This window comes from Nitrospirota bacterium (assembly GCA_016180645.1).
Lineage (GTDB): Bacteria > JACPQY01 > JACPQY01 > JACPQY01 > JACPQY01 > JACPAV01.
This window is the reverse complement of the sequence record JACPAV010000019.1, coordinates 89,509-103,951: the sequence shown is the minus strand read 5'-3', so window position 1 is coordinate 103,951 and position 14,443 is coordinate 89,509. Positions and strand designations below refer to the sequence as shown.

The window sequence follows — 14,443 nt, the reverse complement described above, 5'->3', positions numbered from 1 at the left end:
GCTTGCTTCGATAGATCTCGCCGGCATGCCTGATGCAGCCGCCTATTTCGCAATAGCCAAGCGCATCTCGGCGGGAGACGTCCTTCTCAAAGATACCGCGATATACTTCACGCCTGGATACCCCTACCTGCTAAGCGTCTTGTACGCTTTTGGCGACGACTTCCTAGGATCTCTGAGGCATGTCCAGATAGTTCTTGGGGCCAGTGGAGCGGCCGTGATCGCATCCTTGGTGGCGTCCCTTGGCGGTAACCGGGCGGGGCTGATAACAGGGATCATACTCTCGGTTTCTCCCCTACTCATGAGCCACGAGAACTTCTACTTGGGTGAAGCACTTGCATCACCCCTCTCCGCTGCCATCTTGTTCACAATAGTCATGCTTCACAGGAAAGCGAGCAGATTGTGGTACTTCTTGCACGGGGCCTCAATTTCTCTTGCCTGTCTGTTTCGGCCCCACTGGCTCTTGGTCGGAACCATTCTTGTTGTCTTTCACCTCGTAACCGTAAGGAGATCTCGGTGGGGGAGGGCACTGTCGTTTGCGGCGGGGCTCTGGCTGTTTATTCTCCCTTTCACTGTCCGGAATTTTGCCGTGCATGGGGAATTGATTCCATTATCGTCACACTCTGGGCTGAATCTATATTTTGGCAACAATCCGGAGGCAACGGGGCTGTTCACATTGCCGCAACACTTTTTCGGGGGACCGCTGGACCTTGCAAGAACTTCACAGGTCATCGTGGAAAGAGAATCGGGGTCTCCCGTAAGTCCGGGTGTGCAATCCGCTTTCTGGACAGGGAAAGTTGTCGAATTCATGCGCAAAATGCCGCTCCGCTTCCTCACATTACAAGTGAGAAAGGTCCGGTTTCTTGTTGCCAATGAGGAAGCCTCGGAACATATCGACTGGGAAAGGGTTCGTGCGCTTGGCCCGCAGAAGGCTGGCGATCAATTGATCCCATTCGCGCTCCTATGTGCCTTGGCTCTGGTTGGCGTCTTGTCCAGCACAGTTCCTGGGCTGGCTAAAATGTGCGCCGGATCATTGGCCTTGAGCATACTAGTCTTCTTCGTCAGCACCCGATTTCGAGTCTGGCTTGTGCCATGGCTAGGTGTCCTCGCGGGAGTGGGGACCGATGCCCTAATCGCGTGGGCATCGGCAGCCATTCGCGCTCCCGCGACCGCATTCATTGGGCGCTGCTTGGGACGGTTTCTCGGTCTTGCAGCCTCCGTCGGCGTGCTATTGATCGGGTTCTTGTTACCTCCGCAGATACCCAAGAACGATGACGTTAGAAATCCGGCACTTCTAAACAAGGCGATCGGCCTTTTCAGGCAGAGTAAGTGTGCGGACATGCTAGATCTCCTCCAAGAGATTGGAGATCGGGTCAATCTGGAGGTGTCCTTCCTCAGAGCGCTCTGCTGGAGTCAGCTCGGCAGGCTCGATCAAGCTCGGGACCTTTTTGAGACGCTCCTTGCGAGTTCGCCGCTCGATCCTAGGGTTCCGTACGAACTGGGGGTAATTGCGCGCAAGGCGCGAGAATTGGAAGAGTCGGCAAGGTACTTCAAGATGGCCATTGATCGCGATCCTCACTACAGTGATGCTTACGTGGGGCTCGGGAACACATTCTCCGAGGAGGGTCTGCACGCGGAGGCCCGTGAAATGTATTTCAAGGCGATCGACATCGATCCTCGGAATGCATCCGCACACCTCAACCTAGCCATCAATGCGTTCGAGAGGCAGGATCTGGCTACCGCAAATAAACATATTCGAAAAGCGAAGGATATCGACAGTAGCAGTCCGCAAGCGTGGAAGGTGTATGGTGCGATTTCACAAGTTGAAGGCAATATCGGCGAGGCCATTTCGGCGTATCGTAGAGCAATCGATTTGGGACATGATCCCGATGCGTTGGACGCTTTCCGCAGACTTTGCCAAGAATATCGTTTCACGGATCTTGCCCGACACTGTCATTGACATGCGGTGCTGGGCGACAGGCTGATCGTATCACCTTCGTCGTCGCAGGGATTCGGAAGACTCAACCGTTCGTCCCGCGCGCAGGTTGGATAAACGGTGACAGTATACTATTATTCCAATAGAGTATACTGTCACCGTTTATCCTGCTCAGCCCAATTCTTCCAGAAGTATTTTCCCGAGGTCTTTTTGTTGACCGTCGGATAACTCTTTCATGGCCTTGGCGAGTCCTTTCGCCTTGAGGTGTTCGATTTCGGCCTGAAGCTCGCCGATCTGCTGGAGGGGGTCCTCGATGTCGGCGTCCGCCAGGCCGTCCACTTCGATGGCGGCACGAATTTGCGCGGACAGGGTCTTGATCTTGGCTTCTATCTTGTTGACGTCTTTCTCCACCGAAACGCGGAGGTCGAGGAGGTCTTCCACCGTTCCTTCATCCAGTGACAATTCACCCTTGTGGATGAGCACGTAATTCACGCCTTGGTCAAGCGGGGAAAGATACTTCTGCATGGGCATGCGATTCCGGTCGAGGTGCTCCAGGGCGGCGGTGCATAGTTCCTGGATCTGGCCCTGAAGGGCTTCGTGTGATGCCGGAAGTCTGCGGGAGCCTCGGGAACACGCGGGGGTTGCGAGGAGCAGGGCGACAAGGATGTTGCGAACAAGATGTTTCATGGGGCCTCCTATGAAATTGTCCATGGATTACGAGAGCGAGTCGATGTAGGCGGGCAATTCAGTGAGCGCAGCCAGAGTGGATGCACGGTCCGATTCCGGGGGCATGCCGTGGTCGCCGCTCTTGCCGAGCCATACCGCCTGCATTCCGGCCTTCCGGGCGCCGACGACGTCGTATCGGTAGTGATCGCCGACAAAAAGCACTTCCGACGGCTCGACACCGAGCCGATCGGTGAAAGTTTGGAATATCCTGGCGTGGGGCTTGCGCCAGCCGACTTCCGCCGAGATGACGACGGCCGCAAAGAGGTCGGCGATCCCGTCCCGCCGAAGCACCGTTTCCACTACTGAGGTTGAGTCGAAGTTCGAGATGACCCCAAGGGCGAATCTTTCCCGGAGCTGTTTCAGCATGGCCACGTGCTCCCGGGGGAGGACCAGTGCTGTGGCGAGATGGGTTCTATGGAGCCGGCCGACCTCCAAGGCAAGATCCTCGGCCGTTCCCGCCGGGAGGACGGAGCGCACGATCTTTCTGTAGATGTCGTCGGATAAAATCTCCCTGGAGGTCGCCTCGCGTTCCACTTCGGCATCCCGGTACGCCTCGAACACGGCCTGGCAGTAACGATCCAGGGTGAGATCGCGGGCCTGAGCCCTCACCAACTCGAACGTCAGGGGTATGGTGCTCCTGAAGGGACGTCCGCCGAATTCGACTTCAGGCAGATTTTGAGTGTCCACGGAATAGAGAGTCTCGACGAAATCCAAGCCGATGGTGGTGGGTCTCATCGATCCGATGTCATGGCGCAGGGCGCAAGGCGAGAGGCGGGATCAGATGTAGAGGCTGACTTGTATGCCGGCCGAAGGGGGCTGGACGGTCATGAACTCCTGCGTGGAGCGCCATAGGGTGGCCTTGGCGGCGTCGTCGAATTCGGGGAAGTCGAACGGGGCGGCGGTTTGCAGCCGGCTGTGCACGGTGGCATTCGCGCCTTCGCGGGTGAGATAGGACGACTCCGGTGCGGACTGGGCATCCTCTTCATCCTCATAGGGGGATGGAAGTCCTTGGATGCTCTCCTCCTGGTCTTCCGGTGGGCGGTTCACCAACCGGTGGGCACGGCGAATCATGTTGGCCGCGGAGGCGAGGTTGCCGTTCCGGAACTGGGCGTTCGCGATGTTGATAAGATCGTGGAGTTCGTCCTGAGCCAGCATGTCAAAAATGGACCTGAGCCCCACGCGTACGGGGCGCCGGGGCTTGTCGGCGGCTTCACCTGTCTCCAGCCGTGGCGCGGAAGACTGTGGGGAGGAGTTCTTTACGCCCGCAACGGCCCGGATGGGCATCTCGACGGCCTGGCTGACGGGGGCGGCCATTCGGGGAAGAACCAAGCGCAGGTCATTCACGTCGGCGAGATGGAATGCCATGGGTATATGGTACGCCGTTTTGGGGGGCTTGAAAAGGGCGGGGCCGGCGGCGGAGGACTAGAGCTTGGCGACGATTACCTTCGCCTGGGCGATCGACTCTGTGAGCTGAGAAGGCTGTGACATTTCAGCGTATATTCGTAGGGTTGGCTCGGTACCGCTAAAGCGAAACAAGAGCCAATCGCCGTTGTCGAAAAAGACCTTCAGGCCGTCCATGTCGTCCATGCGCTCGATCTTTCGGCCTGCAATCTGGGTGCCCAGCTTCTTCTTGAGCGAGGCGTAGAGCCGTTCGCGGGGGACGGTGAGCTTCTGCCAATGGACGTCTTCCCGGGTGAAGTGATGCGGCCCGAAGCGGTTATGGAGGTCGTCCACCAGCTGACTCAGTTTCCGCCCCGAGATGGCGCTGTACTCCAGGAGGAGGAGAGCGCAGAAGAAGCCGTCGCGTTCCATCATGTGGTGCTTCATGCCCACGCCGCCGCTTTCCTCGCCGCCGATGAAGACGTCGTCCTTGAGCATCTGTTCGCAGATGTGTTTGAACCCGATCGGGGTCTCCTTGACGGTTGCCCCCAGTTTTTTCGCAATCTTGTCCACCATGGACGTGGAAGAAAAGGTTTTGCCGACCTTCCCACGGATTTTCTTGTGGTTCCAGAGGTATTCGAGGAGCAGGGCGAAGATGCGATGGGAATCGACGTATCGCCCGAGATCGTCCACCGCGGCAATCCGGTCGGCATCGCCATCGAACGCGAACCCCGCGTCGAGCCGGTGCTCCACAACGGTCTTCTTGAGGGTCTCCAATTTGTGTTCCAGGGGTTCCGGCGCCACTCCATTGAACCCCGGGTTGCAATCGGCCCTAAGTTCGATCACCTCGGAAACATGCCCCTGAACGAAGCGCGAGAAATACCGCTGGCCGGCACCGTACATATAGTCCACGGCTAGGCGCAGGCTGAGCTTCTTGATGGGTTCCCACTGGATGACTTCGTTTAGGTAATCGGCATAAACATTAGTAAGATCGATCAATTTGATCGGGGCAACCCCGGGCTTTGTGGGGGGGCGCTTGGGCATCCGAGCGTAGTTCAGTTCGATTTTCTGGATCATGTTGCCGATGGCAGGCCCGCCGTAGGAGGCTTTCACTTTGAGGCCGTTGTAGATCGGTGGGTTGTGGCTGGCGGTGACCACGATACCGCCAGCCGCGCCGAGGCGCTTGACGGCGAGGGAGACCATGGGGGTGGTGACAAAACGGTCGGCCAGGAGAACTTTCGCGCCCGTGGCGGCGGCGGCTTGAGCTGCGCATTCCGCGAAGCGATCGGACTGGAAGCGCGTGTCGTATCCAATGACCACGGCGCCAGGGTGGCTCGGTCGTGCCGCAGCCGGCTTGCTGCCGCCAACCGGGGCGGGGCGGCTCTTTTTTTCCTGGAGCAGAAAACGCGTGATCGCGCGGGCGACGCGGTCGACGCGCTCGAACGTGAAATTGTCCGCGATGATGCCGCGCCAGCCGTCGGTTCCGAATTGGACGTCCGCCCCACCCACTAAACGAACTCCTTCCATCCCTTGTCGTTCAACGCGTGCACCACCGGTTTGATGTTCTGGTCGAGATCCCTCCGGCAGATGAGGATGGCGTCGTCCGTTTCCACCACGTGGAGGTTCTCCACGCCGACGAGGGCGACAAGACGCGTGGTGTTGAATACGAAACAGTCCTTGCTCTGGATTTGGACGACGCGCCCTTTGGCCGCGATGCCGCTGGCATCCTTTTCGAAGAATCTTTCCAGGGCGCTCCAGCTTCCCACGTCGCTCCACACGAAATTCCCCGGATAGACGGCGATGTTTTTCGATTTCTCCATCACGGCGTAGTCGATGGAATCGGACGGACACTTTTCATAAAGCGCGCGGATCTGGTCGGCGGACGGCGGATGGGGAAGGGGCGAGAGGAGCTTGTAGAGTTTGGGCAGGTGTTTCTTGAAGGCGGCCAGCATGGTGGGGGTTCTGAAGATGAACATGCCGGCGTTCCAGACGTACTGTTTCGATCGGACGAAGGCCTCGGCGCGCTTGCGGTCCGGTTTCTCGACGAAACGTTCCCCCCGGAAGAGCGGAATTGAGTTCACCGTGGCCAATTTCCTGCCCTTGCGGATGTATCCGAAACCGGTTTCAAAGCCGCGGGGTTTGACGCCGATCGTTACGATGAGATCTTCGGTTTCCAGGGCTTTCAGGCATGTTTCGACCGCAAGATTGAACTGCTCGCGGCCGGTGATGATGTGGTCGCAGGGGAACACCGCGGCCGTGGTGGGTCCGATTTTTTTCTCCACCAAGTGGGCCGCCAGGGCGATGGACGGCGCCGTGTTACGTCCGAAGGGTTCAAGGAGGATCTGGTCGGGCGGCACCTCCGGGAGCTGAACCGGAATCGCATTCTTGTAGCGTTCGAGTGTGACGAGCCAGATATTTTCCGGGCCGAAAATAAACTTGAGCCGTTCGTAGGTCGAGCGGAGGAGGGTAACGCCTCCGAAAATGTTGAGAAGTTGTTTGGGGCGGTCCACACGCGAGAGGGGCCAGAAACGCTGTCCCTGTCCGCCCGCCAGGATGATGGCCTGGGGCCGTCCGCCCCGCCAGGGAGTCATGCTGACTCACCCCGCCCTTTCCGACCTCCAGGAAGGAGGAAGTGCCGCGTGAGGGCAGGAGCCCGGAGCGGCCGCTGGGCTTCAAGGACGGCGATAGGAAGAGTCATGCCGATCCGCCCCGGCCGTAGTCGTCTTGGAGCCGCACCACGTCCCACAGCTCAGGGGTCGACACCTCGAACAGGGAACACGTCTCAAGGGCGCGGAATCGGTGAATGAGTCGCGGTGTCACGTGAAAGGTCTGTCCGGGTTTGAGAACGCGCGTGGCCAGGCGCTTCGGATTCCGGCCGTACGTCAAGTGGAGCTTGCCATCCACGACGAGGATCGACTCATCCTTCTTCTTGTGGAACTGGAGAGAAAGACGGCGCCCCTTGCGAATGTGCAGAACCTTGCCCACGTAGCGGCGCGTGCGCGCGAAAATCAGTTCGTGGCCCCATGGCTTGGGCACCCGCACGGGTTTGACGGATGAATTGGGCTTGCTCACGGTTTCGATTGTAGTCCTATGGCGCGTTGCGTCAATTCTTTTCTGAAGGCATCGAGCTTGTCGGCTGTTTCCACCATGCTGAGACAGACGAGTCCCTGGCACACGTACGCGGCCGGCCGGGTGGGGATTTCATAGCCGAGGCGTTCGATCTGCGCGCGGTGGCGGGACGGATCCAGGGCCTGAACGAGCGTGAAGGGACGAGGCCAGGTGAGACTTCTCTGGAGAAGTGAGCGGCTTTCCGCATGGGCGGCCGGCGACAGGATGGAGATGTGGAAGGGTTCCTGTTGTTGGCGGAGAATGGCGAGGGCGACGAGGGGAAGCCCCAGTTCGGTGCCGACCGCGCCCTCCCTCGTGAGGAGCCGGCCCGATTCCGCGATGAGCGAGCGGAGGAGCCGATCGGCGCGGTCGCGATACTCGAACTCCCCTGTGAGGGCCGCGAGAGATTGGAGCAGGAGAAATATCCGGGCGTTTTCCGCCAAGGGGAAACGGGCGTCGGAGACGAGGCCTTTTCGGTCGGCGCGGGGGAGATCCGCGAAGAGATCGCCCTCGACGAACTGGGCCATGTCCTGCTCAACAAATGCCTCGATCTCTTTGAGTGTGCCGGGATCCGCCGTGAGCTGGTACAAATCCAGAAGGCTCGATGCCCATTCCACCTGATCCTCCAGGTATCGGATGCCTGTTCCCTTGCCGGCCCGAATTTCCCTCACGATTCCTTGGCCGGGTGTGTGGGCGGCGGCCCGAATGCGTTGAATGACGTCCCGGGCCTGATCCCAGTAGCCGGCCTGGGGCTTGAAGACGTGAGCGTACATCAGCGCGCGAGCGGCCCGCAGGTTGGAGCCGGTGAGGAGCATCGGGAGGAGGGGTCCGGCGGGGCCTGTGGAGGTTAGGCGGGTAACCGACTCGGTCTTTCCGGCTCGCCCAAAAGAGAATAACTTTTGCTTGGGGGACCAAAGATCGTTCCGCATGTAACCGATGGTCTTCAATCCGGCGTCGAGGAACGCGCTCCGGTCGGTCACCTGGTAGGCGAAAAAAAGAAGCCATCCCATTCTGGCTTGGTCGTCCAGGAGCACTTCCGCGGAGGCGGTGCTCCAATCGGCATCCTTGGACGACCGGCGGAACCGGCCCTGTGCCGGGTCGTACACCGTTCCGCCCAGGATGCCGTTCAACGTTTTGAGGGCCATGTCTTCAAAAACGGCCGTGCGGGTGGTGCCGGCTTCGTGGAGCGACCATTCGAGGGCATCGATCGGGAGGTTCTTTCCACCGCGACCGAATCCACCGTGGGCCCGATCGAATTCCTTTTTCAACCACTCTTCGAGGGTGGCTTTGACCTGCTTGGAGGTGAGGGGAGTAGTCGAGGGCGAGGATGTCTTCGCGCCGGGCGGGGGCATCGGCCCCGCATAGTTGCGATAGACATCGGTGAGCGAATCCAGCAGGCGCACCATGTGATCCTTGTCGATCGTCTGGGCGGAGGCGATAACGCGTCCGGTCTCCGTCAGGAACGCGGTGATCGGATACCCACGGTTGAGATAGCGGCTGGCTACATCCGGGCGGAGATCGGGATCGAGCTTCAGCGGGATGCTTCGTTCGGTTGCGGCCCGGACGACCTTGGCATCCGTGAAGGTTTCCGTTTCCATCCGCCGGCTCCAATACGACCATGGCGGCGACATGCTGAGCAGAATGGGTTTGTGTTCCAAACGCGCGCGCTTGAGGGCGGCGTCGGGATCGGTGGACCATGGGATCGGCCGGTCGGCGTGGCTCGGGAGCGGAGGCGCGGCAAGAAGGAGCGTCACCAGAAGCAGAATGAATCTCATCGTGGGATTGTATCCGCGAAAGTGAGAGCTTGACAAACCGGAGGGGGTTGTCTAAATTGGATTTTGCTCACCGCAAGGAACAAGAACAGCTAGCACTTGCACAGAGGACTCTGAATTCATGCCATGTGCCTTTCCCAAACACGGGGTAACAAATGTTGCGTGATGTCCTGAAAACCTCGCGGAGCCTGAAGGCTCCGCTACGGAGGGGCAGTGTTGTAGCCGGGCTTTGGGCTCGGCTACGTTATCCCTCGCATGACATGCGCGGGAACGTAGGGGGAGAGTATGCATCTCAACGAACTGAAAGTTAAGAAAGTCAGCGAGCTCGTCAACCTCGCGAAGAAACTGAACATCGACGGCGCGGCCAACATGCGCCGCCAGGAGCTCATTTTCTCGATCCTGAACGCGCAATCGCGGGCCGGCGAGGACGGGAACATCATGGGTGAGGGAGTGCTGGACGTCCTGCCGGAGAGTTTCGGGTTCCTCCGGGCGCCCGATTACAGTTACCTTCCCGGCCCGGACGACATTTACGTTTCTCCCTCTCAGATCAAGAAGTTTGCGTTGCGCACGGGCGACACCGTGTCCGGCGTCATTCGCCCCCCGAAGGACAGCGAAAAGTATTTTGCGCTGGTCAAGATCGAGAAAGTCAACAACGACGAACCGGAGCGGCTCAAGGAAAAGGTCATGTTTGACAACCTCACGCCGCTTCATCCCTTCGAGAAACTGAAGCTGGAAACCACCCAGGAGCACGTGGCGATGCGGATCCTCGATCTGCTCGTGCCGATCGGGAAGGGGCAGCGCGCGCTGATCGTGGCCGCCCCGCGGACGGGAAAAACGATTCTCCTCCAGCAGATCGCCAACAGCATCACGAAGAACCATCCCGAGGTGTATCTGATCGTGCTGCTCATCGACGAGCGCCCCGAAGAGGTGACGGACATGATTCGGAACGTCAAGGGTGAGGTGGTCAGTTCCACCTTCGATGAGCCGCCCTCCCGGCACGTGCAGGTGATCGAGATGGTGCTCGAGAAATCGAAGCGGTTGGTGGAGCACGGACGGCACGTGGTCATTCTATTGGACAGCCTCACGCGGACGGCGCGGGCCTATAACAGCGTCACGCCGTCCAGCGGACGCGTGATGTCCGGGGGTATCGAGGCCACGGCGCTGGAGAAGCCGAAGCGCTTTTTCGGCGCGGCGCGCGCGATCGAGGAAGGCGGGAGTCTCACGATCATCGCCACGGCGCTGATCGACACCGGGAGCCGGATGGACGAGGTGATCTTCGAGGAGTTCAAGGGCACGGGCAACATGGAGCTTCATCTGGACCGGCGCCTGGCGGATCGGCGCGTGTATCCTGCGCTGGAGATCGGGCGCTCCGGGACCCGCAAGGAGGATCTCCTCATCCCGAAGGAGTGGCTCCCAAAAATCTACATCCTCCGCAAGGTCGTGCAGAACATGGGCAACGTGGAAGCGGTGGAATTCCTCGTGGAGAACATGCGCAAGACCAAGAGCAACGAGGAGTTTCTGAAGAAGATGAACGCGTGACCCCGAAGGGGTCCGATCCCGTTGAATTTCGCTGCAAAATACGATAGAGAACACACCGATGAAATCAGGCATCCATCCGAAGTACGAAGTGTGTACCGTGCAGTGCGCGTGCGGGAACACGTTCGAGACGCGATCGACGATGAAGTCGATCAAGGTGGACGTCTGCTCGGCCTGTCATCCCTTCTTCGCCGGGAAGCAGAAACTGGTCGATGCCGAGGGCCGAGTCGAAAGATTCAGGAAGAAATACAAGCGCTCCTAGGGCCAGGGCGCATGGAACTGGTCAGCCGGCTCGGCGGTGTGGAAGAGCGGTACGAAGAATTGGCCCGGCAGCTCTCGAACCAGCAATCGGTCGTCAATCCCAGGGAATACAAACAGCTCACCCAGCGGTACGCGCGCCTGGGGAAGCTGGTCGACATCTTCCGAAAGCTCAAGAAGACCCACGAACAGTTGCGGGGCGTGGAGCAGCTCCTGGCGGAGAACGACACCGAGCTGGCCGTACTCGCCCGCCAGGAGAGGGAAGACCTCACGCGCGAAAAGAGCAGCCTCGAATCCCGGCTCATCACCATGCTCAACGAGGGGGGATCGGGCCACGACAAGGGCGTGATCCTGGAAATTCGCGCGGGAGCGGGAGGGGAGGAGGCGGCCCTATTTGCGGCGGATCTTCTTCGAATGTATCAGCGCTTTTCCGCGCTTCGGGATTGGGAATTCGAAGTGCTCAGTGCCAGCGACACGGGCAAGGGAGGGTACAAGGAAGTCATCGCCGCGGTGGAGGGGGCAAGCGCCTATGCCCATTTGAAATACGAAAGCGGCGTGCATCGCGTGCAACGTGTGCCCGTCACCGAGTCGCAGGGACGGATTCACACCTCGACCGTTACCGTGGCCGTACTCCCGGAAGTGGATGAAGTGGAAGTGAAGATCGATCCGGGCGAATTGCGGCTGGATACGTTCCGGGCGTCGGGACCCGGCGGCCAGCACGTGAACAAGACCGATTCGGCCGTCCGACTGACCCACGTGCCGACGGGGATCGTGGTCACCTGCCAGGACGAGAAATCTCAGCATAAAAACAAGGGCCGTGCTATGAAGATTCTGATGGCCCGCCTGTACGATCTGAAGCAGCAGGAGCAGAAGAGCGAGATCAGCCGGATGCGGCGGTCGCAGGTCGGGACCGGGGAGCGGAGCGAGAAGATCCGGACGTATCATTTCCCGGAGAGCCGGGTGACCGACCACCGCATCAAGCTGACCCTGTACGATCTCAAGACTTTCCTGGATGGTGAGATGGCAAAGATCATCGTGCCGCTCATGGAAGTCGACCAGAATCGCGTTGTTGAAGAACAAATCCAGGAGCTGTCGCGCGCCTGAGACGAGGAGGACCACCGATGGGAAAAGCCGATCTTGCCGAAATTGAATTCCTGAGGAAAGTCTCGATCTTCAAAGATCTCTCTCCGGAGGAGTTTCAGAAAATTGCGGGGATCACGGAGAAGCACGGGTACAAGGAATCCGAGAAGATCGTCGAAGAGGGCAGCCAGGGGCAGGCCATGTTCATTGTGCGCACCGGCTACGTGAAGGTGGTGAAGAAAGGCGAACAGGGCAACGAGGTGTTTCTGACGGTGCTCGCGCCCGGCGAACACTTCGGCGAGCTCAGCCTGGTGGACGCCCATCCCCGGTCCGCTTCCGTCCTGGCGCAGAGGGACTGCGAGATCTATCAAATCCCCGGCGATAAATTCCACGGACTGCTGGCGGAAGATTCGGATATGGCGGTGAAGGTGTACAAAGGCTTCGTACGGGAGCTTTGCGGACGACTCCGTGAGGCGGACGAAGTCCTGACCTTCGGCAATATCCAGTATTAATCGGAGAGCAGGCAGGCCGAGCGTACGTTCGCTTCTCCTGGAGGGGAAGCGGAGCCTCGGCCGGTCCCACATTTCCTCCGCCGGCTTGGAATCCACACTGCTCCTGGCCTCCGCATTGGGCGTTTCAAAGGAGTGGCTCATCATGAATTGCGAGGCGCCCGTTCCGAGCCGGGATGCCGCTCGGTACCGTCGATGGATTCGTCGCCGACGGTCACACTATCCCATCCAATATCTGCTCGGCGAGTGGGGCTTCTGGCAGGATTCGTTCCTAGTGGGTCCGGGCGTTTTGGTGCCGCGACCCGAGACGGAACTGCTGGTGGAAACAGCGGTGGAGAAGCTGGCTACCCGAAACGGAGAGAGGCTAAACATCCTGGAGTTGGGAGTGGGATCGGGGGCGCTCATCCTCAGCCTGCTGAGGGAGTTTTCCAACTCGCGGGGTTTCGGGATGGACCGGGAGCGGCAGGCGATCGATTGGGCCGCTCGGAATGCGGTTCGACTGGAGATGAAAGAACGAGTGTCTCTATGGCGAGGCGACCTGGCCGAAGGCGTGGCGCTGCGGCGCGCCTTCGATCTCGTGGTGTTTAATCCACCCTATCTCACATCGGATGAACTGCGGAAGGTTCAACGCGAGGTGCGGTTCGAACCCCGTGAAGCATTGGATGGAGGCCCGGATGGGATGCGGTTCTATCTGGCATCCGTGGCCGATCTCCAGTACGTTACGCGTCCGGATGGCTGGTTGATGATGGAAGTTTCACCCCTTCGAGCGGACAAGGTGTGCCGGGTGTTCACGCGTTCCGGCTGGCAGGACGTGGAGGTGCGCCGCGACCTCGCGGGCCGGAAACGTATTGTCTGTGGGAGGAAGGGTTCCATGGAGGCTCCGCGTGGATAAGATCAAAGTGATGGGCGGGAGTCCGCTCAAGGGAACGGTCCGGATCAGCGGCGCGAAAAACTCCGCCCTCCCGTGCATGGCGGCGGCGCTCCTGGCGGAGGGGCCGCAGCGCTTCAGCCACGTACCGAACTTGGCGGATGTCAGGACCATGCAGAAACTGGTGGCCAGCATGGGAGCGGCGTGTGAGTACGATACCGACGCCGGGGTGATGACCGTGGACGGTACGGGAACCCATAAGCCCGAGGCGCTCTACGATCTCGTCCGTACGATGCGGGCGTCGGTCTTGGTTCTCGGCCCGCTGATGGCGAGATTCGGGCGGGCCAGGGTCTCGCTGCCGGGTGGCTGCTCCATCGGAAGCCGGCCGGTGGACTTCCACATCGAAGGGCTGAAAAAGTTGGGGGCCGAGATAGATTTGGTCGAGGGGTACATCCACGCGAAAGCGGCGAAACTGCGAGGGGCAAGAATCGTATTTCCGGTGTCGACCGTGACGGGTGCGGAGAACATCCTGATGGCTGCCGTTCTTGCGGAGGGCGAGAGCGTCTTGGAAAACGCCGCCCGGGAGCCGGAAGTTGTGGAATTGGCCCGCCTGCTTCGAGCGATGGGAGCCAGGATCGAAGGGGAGGGAACCCCGACGATTCGTGTTCAGGGTGTGCAGGCGCTGAAGCCGGTGGATTGGGACGTTATTCCGGATCGGATCGAGAGCGGAACGTTCGCCCTGGCCGCGGCGATGACCGGCGGCGACCTGGTTCTTGAGAATTGTCGGCCGTCTCACCTCTCCGCGCTGCTGGAGAAAATCGCGGCGGCCGGCGGGCAAATCGAGGAGGGTGAAAAGCGACTCCGTGTGATCGGGATCGACCGGCCGGATAGCGTCGACATCACGACGGATCCATACCCGGCGTTTGCCACGGATATGCAGGCGCAATTCATGTCCTGGATGGCCGTGGGGAAGAGTTCGAGCACTATTGCCGAGCGCGTGTTCCCGCAGCGTTTCATCCACGTCAGCGAGCTGCGACGAATGGGGGCGCACATCACCGTGACGGGCGCCCAGGCGGTGGTGAAAGGCGTGCCCTCGCTGGTCGGGGCCGAGGTCATGGCCACGGACCTTCGGGCGAGCGCGTGTCTCATCCTGGCGGGATTGATCGCGAAGGGAACGACCACGGTGCATCGCGTGTACCATTTGGATCGGGGATATGAGAGAATCGAAAACAAATTGAAGGCCGTGGGTGCCACCATTGACCGTGTGTCATAG

General features: G+C 60.0%; 14 protein-coding genes. 7 read left to right on the top strand and 7 right to left on the bottom strand.

Features of this window, described 5'->3' with window-relative positions:
• Window positions 1-25: 25 nt before the first annotated feature.
• Window positions 26-1,957, top strand: a complete 1,932-nt coding sequence (locus tag HYT87_12300) for a tetratricopeptide repeat protein (protein ID MBI2060543.1) — start codon at window positions 26-28, stop codon at window positions 1,955-1,957.
• 147 nt (window positions 1,958-2,104) lie between these two features.
• Here HYT87_12300 and HYT87_12295 read toward each other — a convergent pair whose 3' ends face one another.
• The 7 genes from HYT87_12295 to HYT87_12265 form a co-directional block, all read right to left on the bottom strand.
• A complete protein-coding gene (locus tag HYT87_12295) occupies window positions 2,105-2,620 on the bottom strand; it encodes a hypothetical protein (protein ID MBI2060542.1) in 516 nt (171 codons plus the stop codon).
• 27 nt (window positions 2,621-2,647) lie between these two features.
• Window positions 2,648-3,394: an HAD family hydrolase gene (locus tag HYT87_12290; GenBank protein MBI2060541.1), complete on the bottom strand. Its 747-nt coding sequence runs from the start codon at window positions 3,392-3,394 to the stop codon at window positions 2,648-2,650.
• Between the two features lie 42 nt (window positions 3,395-3,436).
• Window positions 3,437-4,024: a hypothetical protein gene (locus HYT87_12285; protein MBI2060540.1), complete on the bottom strand. Its 588-nt coding sequence runs from the start codon at window positions 4,022-4,024 to the stop codon at window positions 3,437-3,439.
• Between the two features lie 57 nt (window positions 4,025-4,081).
• Window positions 4,082-5,548 carry a phosphoglucomutase/phosphomannomutase family protein gene (locus HYT87_12280; GenBank protein ID MBI2060539.1) on the bottom strand — a complete coding sequence of 489 codons (1,467 nt, stop codon included), beginning with the start codon at window positions 5,546-5,548 and terminating at the stop codon, window positions 4,082-4,084.
• Complete coding sequence (locus HYT87_12275; GenBank protein MBI2060538.1) at window positions 5,548-6,630, bottom strand: mannose-1-phosphate guanylyltransferase; 1,083 nt, start codon at window positions 6,628-6,630, stop codon at window positions 5,548-5,550. The genes HYT87_12280 and HYT87_12275 overlap by 1 nt, the downstream gene beginning before the upstream one ends.
• A 103-nt stretch (window positions 6,631-6,733) precedes the next feature.
• Window positions 6,734-7,111: a cupin domain-containing protein gene (locus tag HYT87_12270; GenBank protein ID MBI2060537.1), complete on the bottom strand. Its 378-nt coding sequence runs from the start codon at window positions 7,109-7,111 to the stop codon at window positions 6,734-6,736.
• Complete coding sequence (locus HYT87_12265; protein ID MBI2060536.1) at window positions 7,108-8,922, bottom strand: thioredoxin domain-containing protein; 1,815 nt, start codon at window positions 8,920-8,922, stop codon at window positions 7,108-7,110. Before HYT87_12265 ends, HYT87_12270 begins: the two co-directional genes overlap by 4 nt.
• 282 nt (window positions 8,923-9,204) lie before the next feature.
• Between HYT87_12265 and rho the strand changes: the two genes are divergently transcribed.
• The 6 genes from rho to murA all read left to right on the top strand — a co-directional run bounded on the left by rho (window position 9,205) and on the right by murA (window position 14,443).
• The gene (rho, locus tag HYT87_12260; GenBank protein ID MBI2060535.1) at window positions 9,205-10,458 is read left to right on the top strand and encodes a transcription termination factor Rho; all 1,254 of its coding nucleotides are present in this window, start codon (window positions 9,205-9,207) and stop codon (window positions 10,456-10,458) included.
• 58 nt (window positions 10,459-10,516) lie between these two features.
• Window positions 10,517-10,717, top strand: coding sequence for a 50S ribosomal protein L31 (rpmE, locus tag HYT87_12255; protein ID MBI2060534.1), 201 nt, complete (start codon window positions 10,517-10,519; stop codon window positions 10,715-10,717).
• Between the two features lie 11 nt (window positions 10,718-10,728).
• Window positions 10,729-11,817 (top strand): peptide chain release factor 1, encoded by a 1,089-nt coding sequence (gene prfA / locus HYT87_12250; GenBank protein MBI2060533.1) that lies wholly within the window; start codon window positions 10,729-10,731, stop codon window positions 11,815-11,817.
• A gap of 17 nt (window positions 11,818-11,834) precedes the next feature.
• Window positions 11,835-12,305, top strand: coding sequence for a cyclic nucleotide-binding domain-containing protein (locus HYT87_12245; GenBank protein ID MBI2060532.1), 471 nt, complete (start codon window positions 11,835-11,837; stop codon window positions 12,303-12,305).
• Between the two features lie 85 nt (window positions 12,306-12,390).
• Complete coding sequence (gene prmC / locus HYT87_12240; protein ID MBI2060531.1) at window positions 12,391-13,194, top strand: peptide chain release factor N(5)-glutamine methyltransferase; 804 nt, start codon at window positions 12,391-12,393, stop codon at window positions 13,192-13,194.
• A complete protein-coding gene (gene murA, locus HYT87_12235; protein ID MBI2060530.1) occupies window positions 13,187-14,443 on the top strand; it encodes a UDP-N-acetylglucosamine 1-carboxyvinyltransferase in 1,257 nt (418 codons plus the stop codon). Before prmC ends, murA begins: the two co-directional genes overlap by 8 nt.

Bases quoted from the DNA above. Each gene is read 5' to 3' on its own strand.
- rpmE (MBI2060534.1), top strand. From the start codon at position 10,517: ATGAAATCAGGCATCCATCCGAAGTACGAAGTGTGTACCGTGCAGTGC.
- HYT87_12295 (MBI2060542.1), bottom strand. From the start codon at position 2,620: ATGAAACATCTTGTTCGCAACATCCTTGTCGCCCTGCTCCTCGCAACC.
- HYT87_12290 (MBI2060541.1), bottom strand. From the start codon at position 3,394: ATGAGACCCACCACCATCGGCTTGGATTTCGTCGAGACTCTCTATTCC.
- HYT87_12300 (MBI2060543.1), top strand. From the start codon at position 26: ATGCCTGATGCAGCCGCCTATTTCGCAATAGCCAAGCGCATCTCGGCG.
- rho (MBI2060535.1), top strand. From the start codon at position 9,205: ATGCATCTCAACGAACTGAAAGTTAAGAAAGTCAGCGAGCTCGTCAAC.
- HYT87_12265 (MBI2060536.1), bottom strand. From the start codon at position 8,922: ATGAGATTCATTCTGCTTCTGGTGACGCTCCTTCTTGCCGCGCCTCCG.
- HYT87_12245 (MBI2060532.1), top strand. From the start codon at position 11,835: ATGGGAAAAGCCGATCTTGCCGAAATTGAATTCCTGAGGAAAGTCTCG.
- prfA (MBI2060533.1), top strand. From the start codon at position 10,729: ATGGAACTGGTCAGCCGGCTCGGCGGTGTGGAAGAGCGGTACGAAGAA.
- HYT87_12285 (MBI2060540.1), bottom strand. From the start codon at position 4,024: ATGGCATTCCATCTCGCCGACGTGAATGACCTGCGCTTGGTTCTTCCC.
- HYT87_12275 (MBI2060538.1), bottom strand. From the start codon at position 6,630: ATGACTCCCTGGCGGGGCGGACGGCCCCAGGCCATCATCCTGGCGGGC.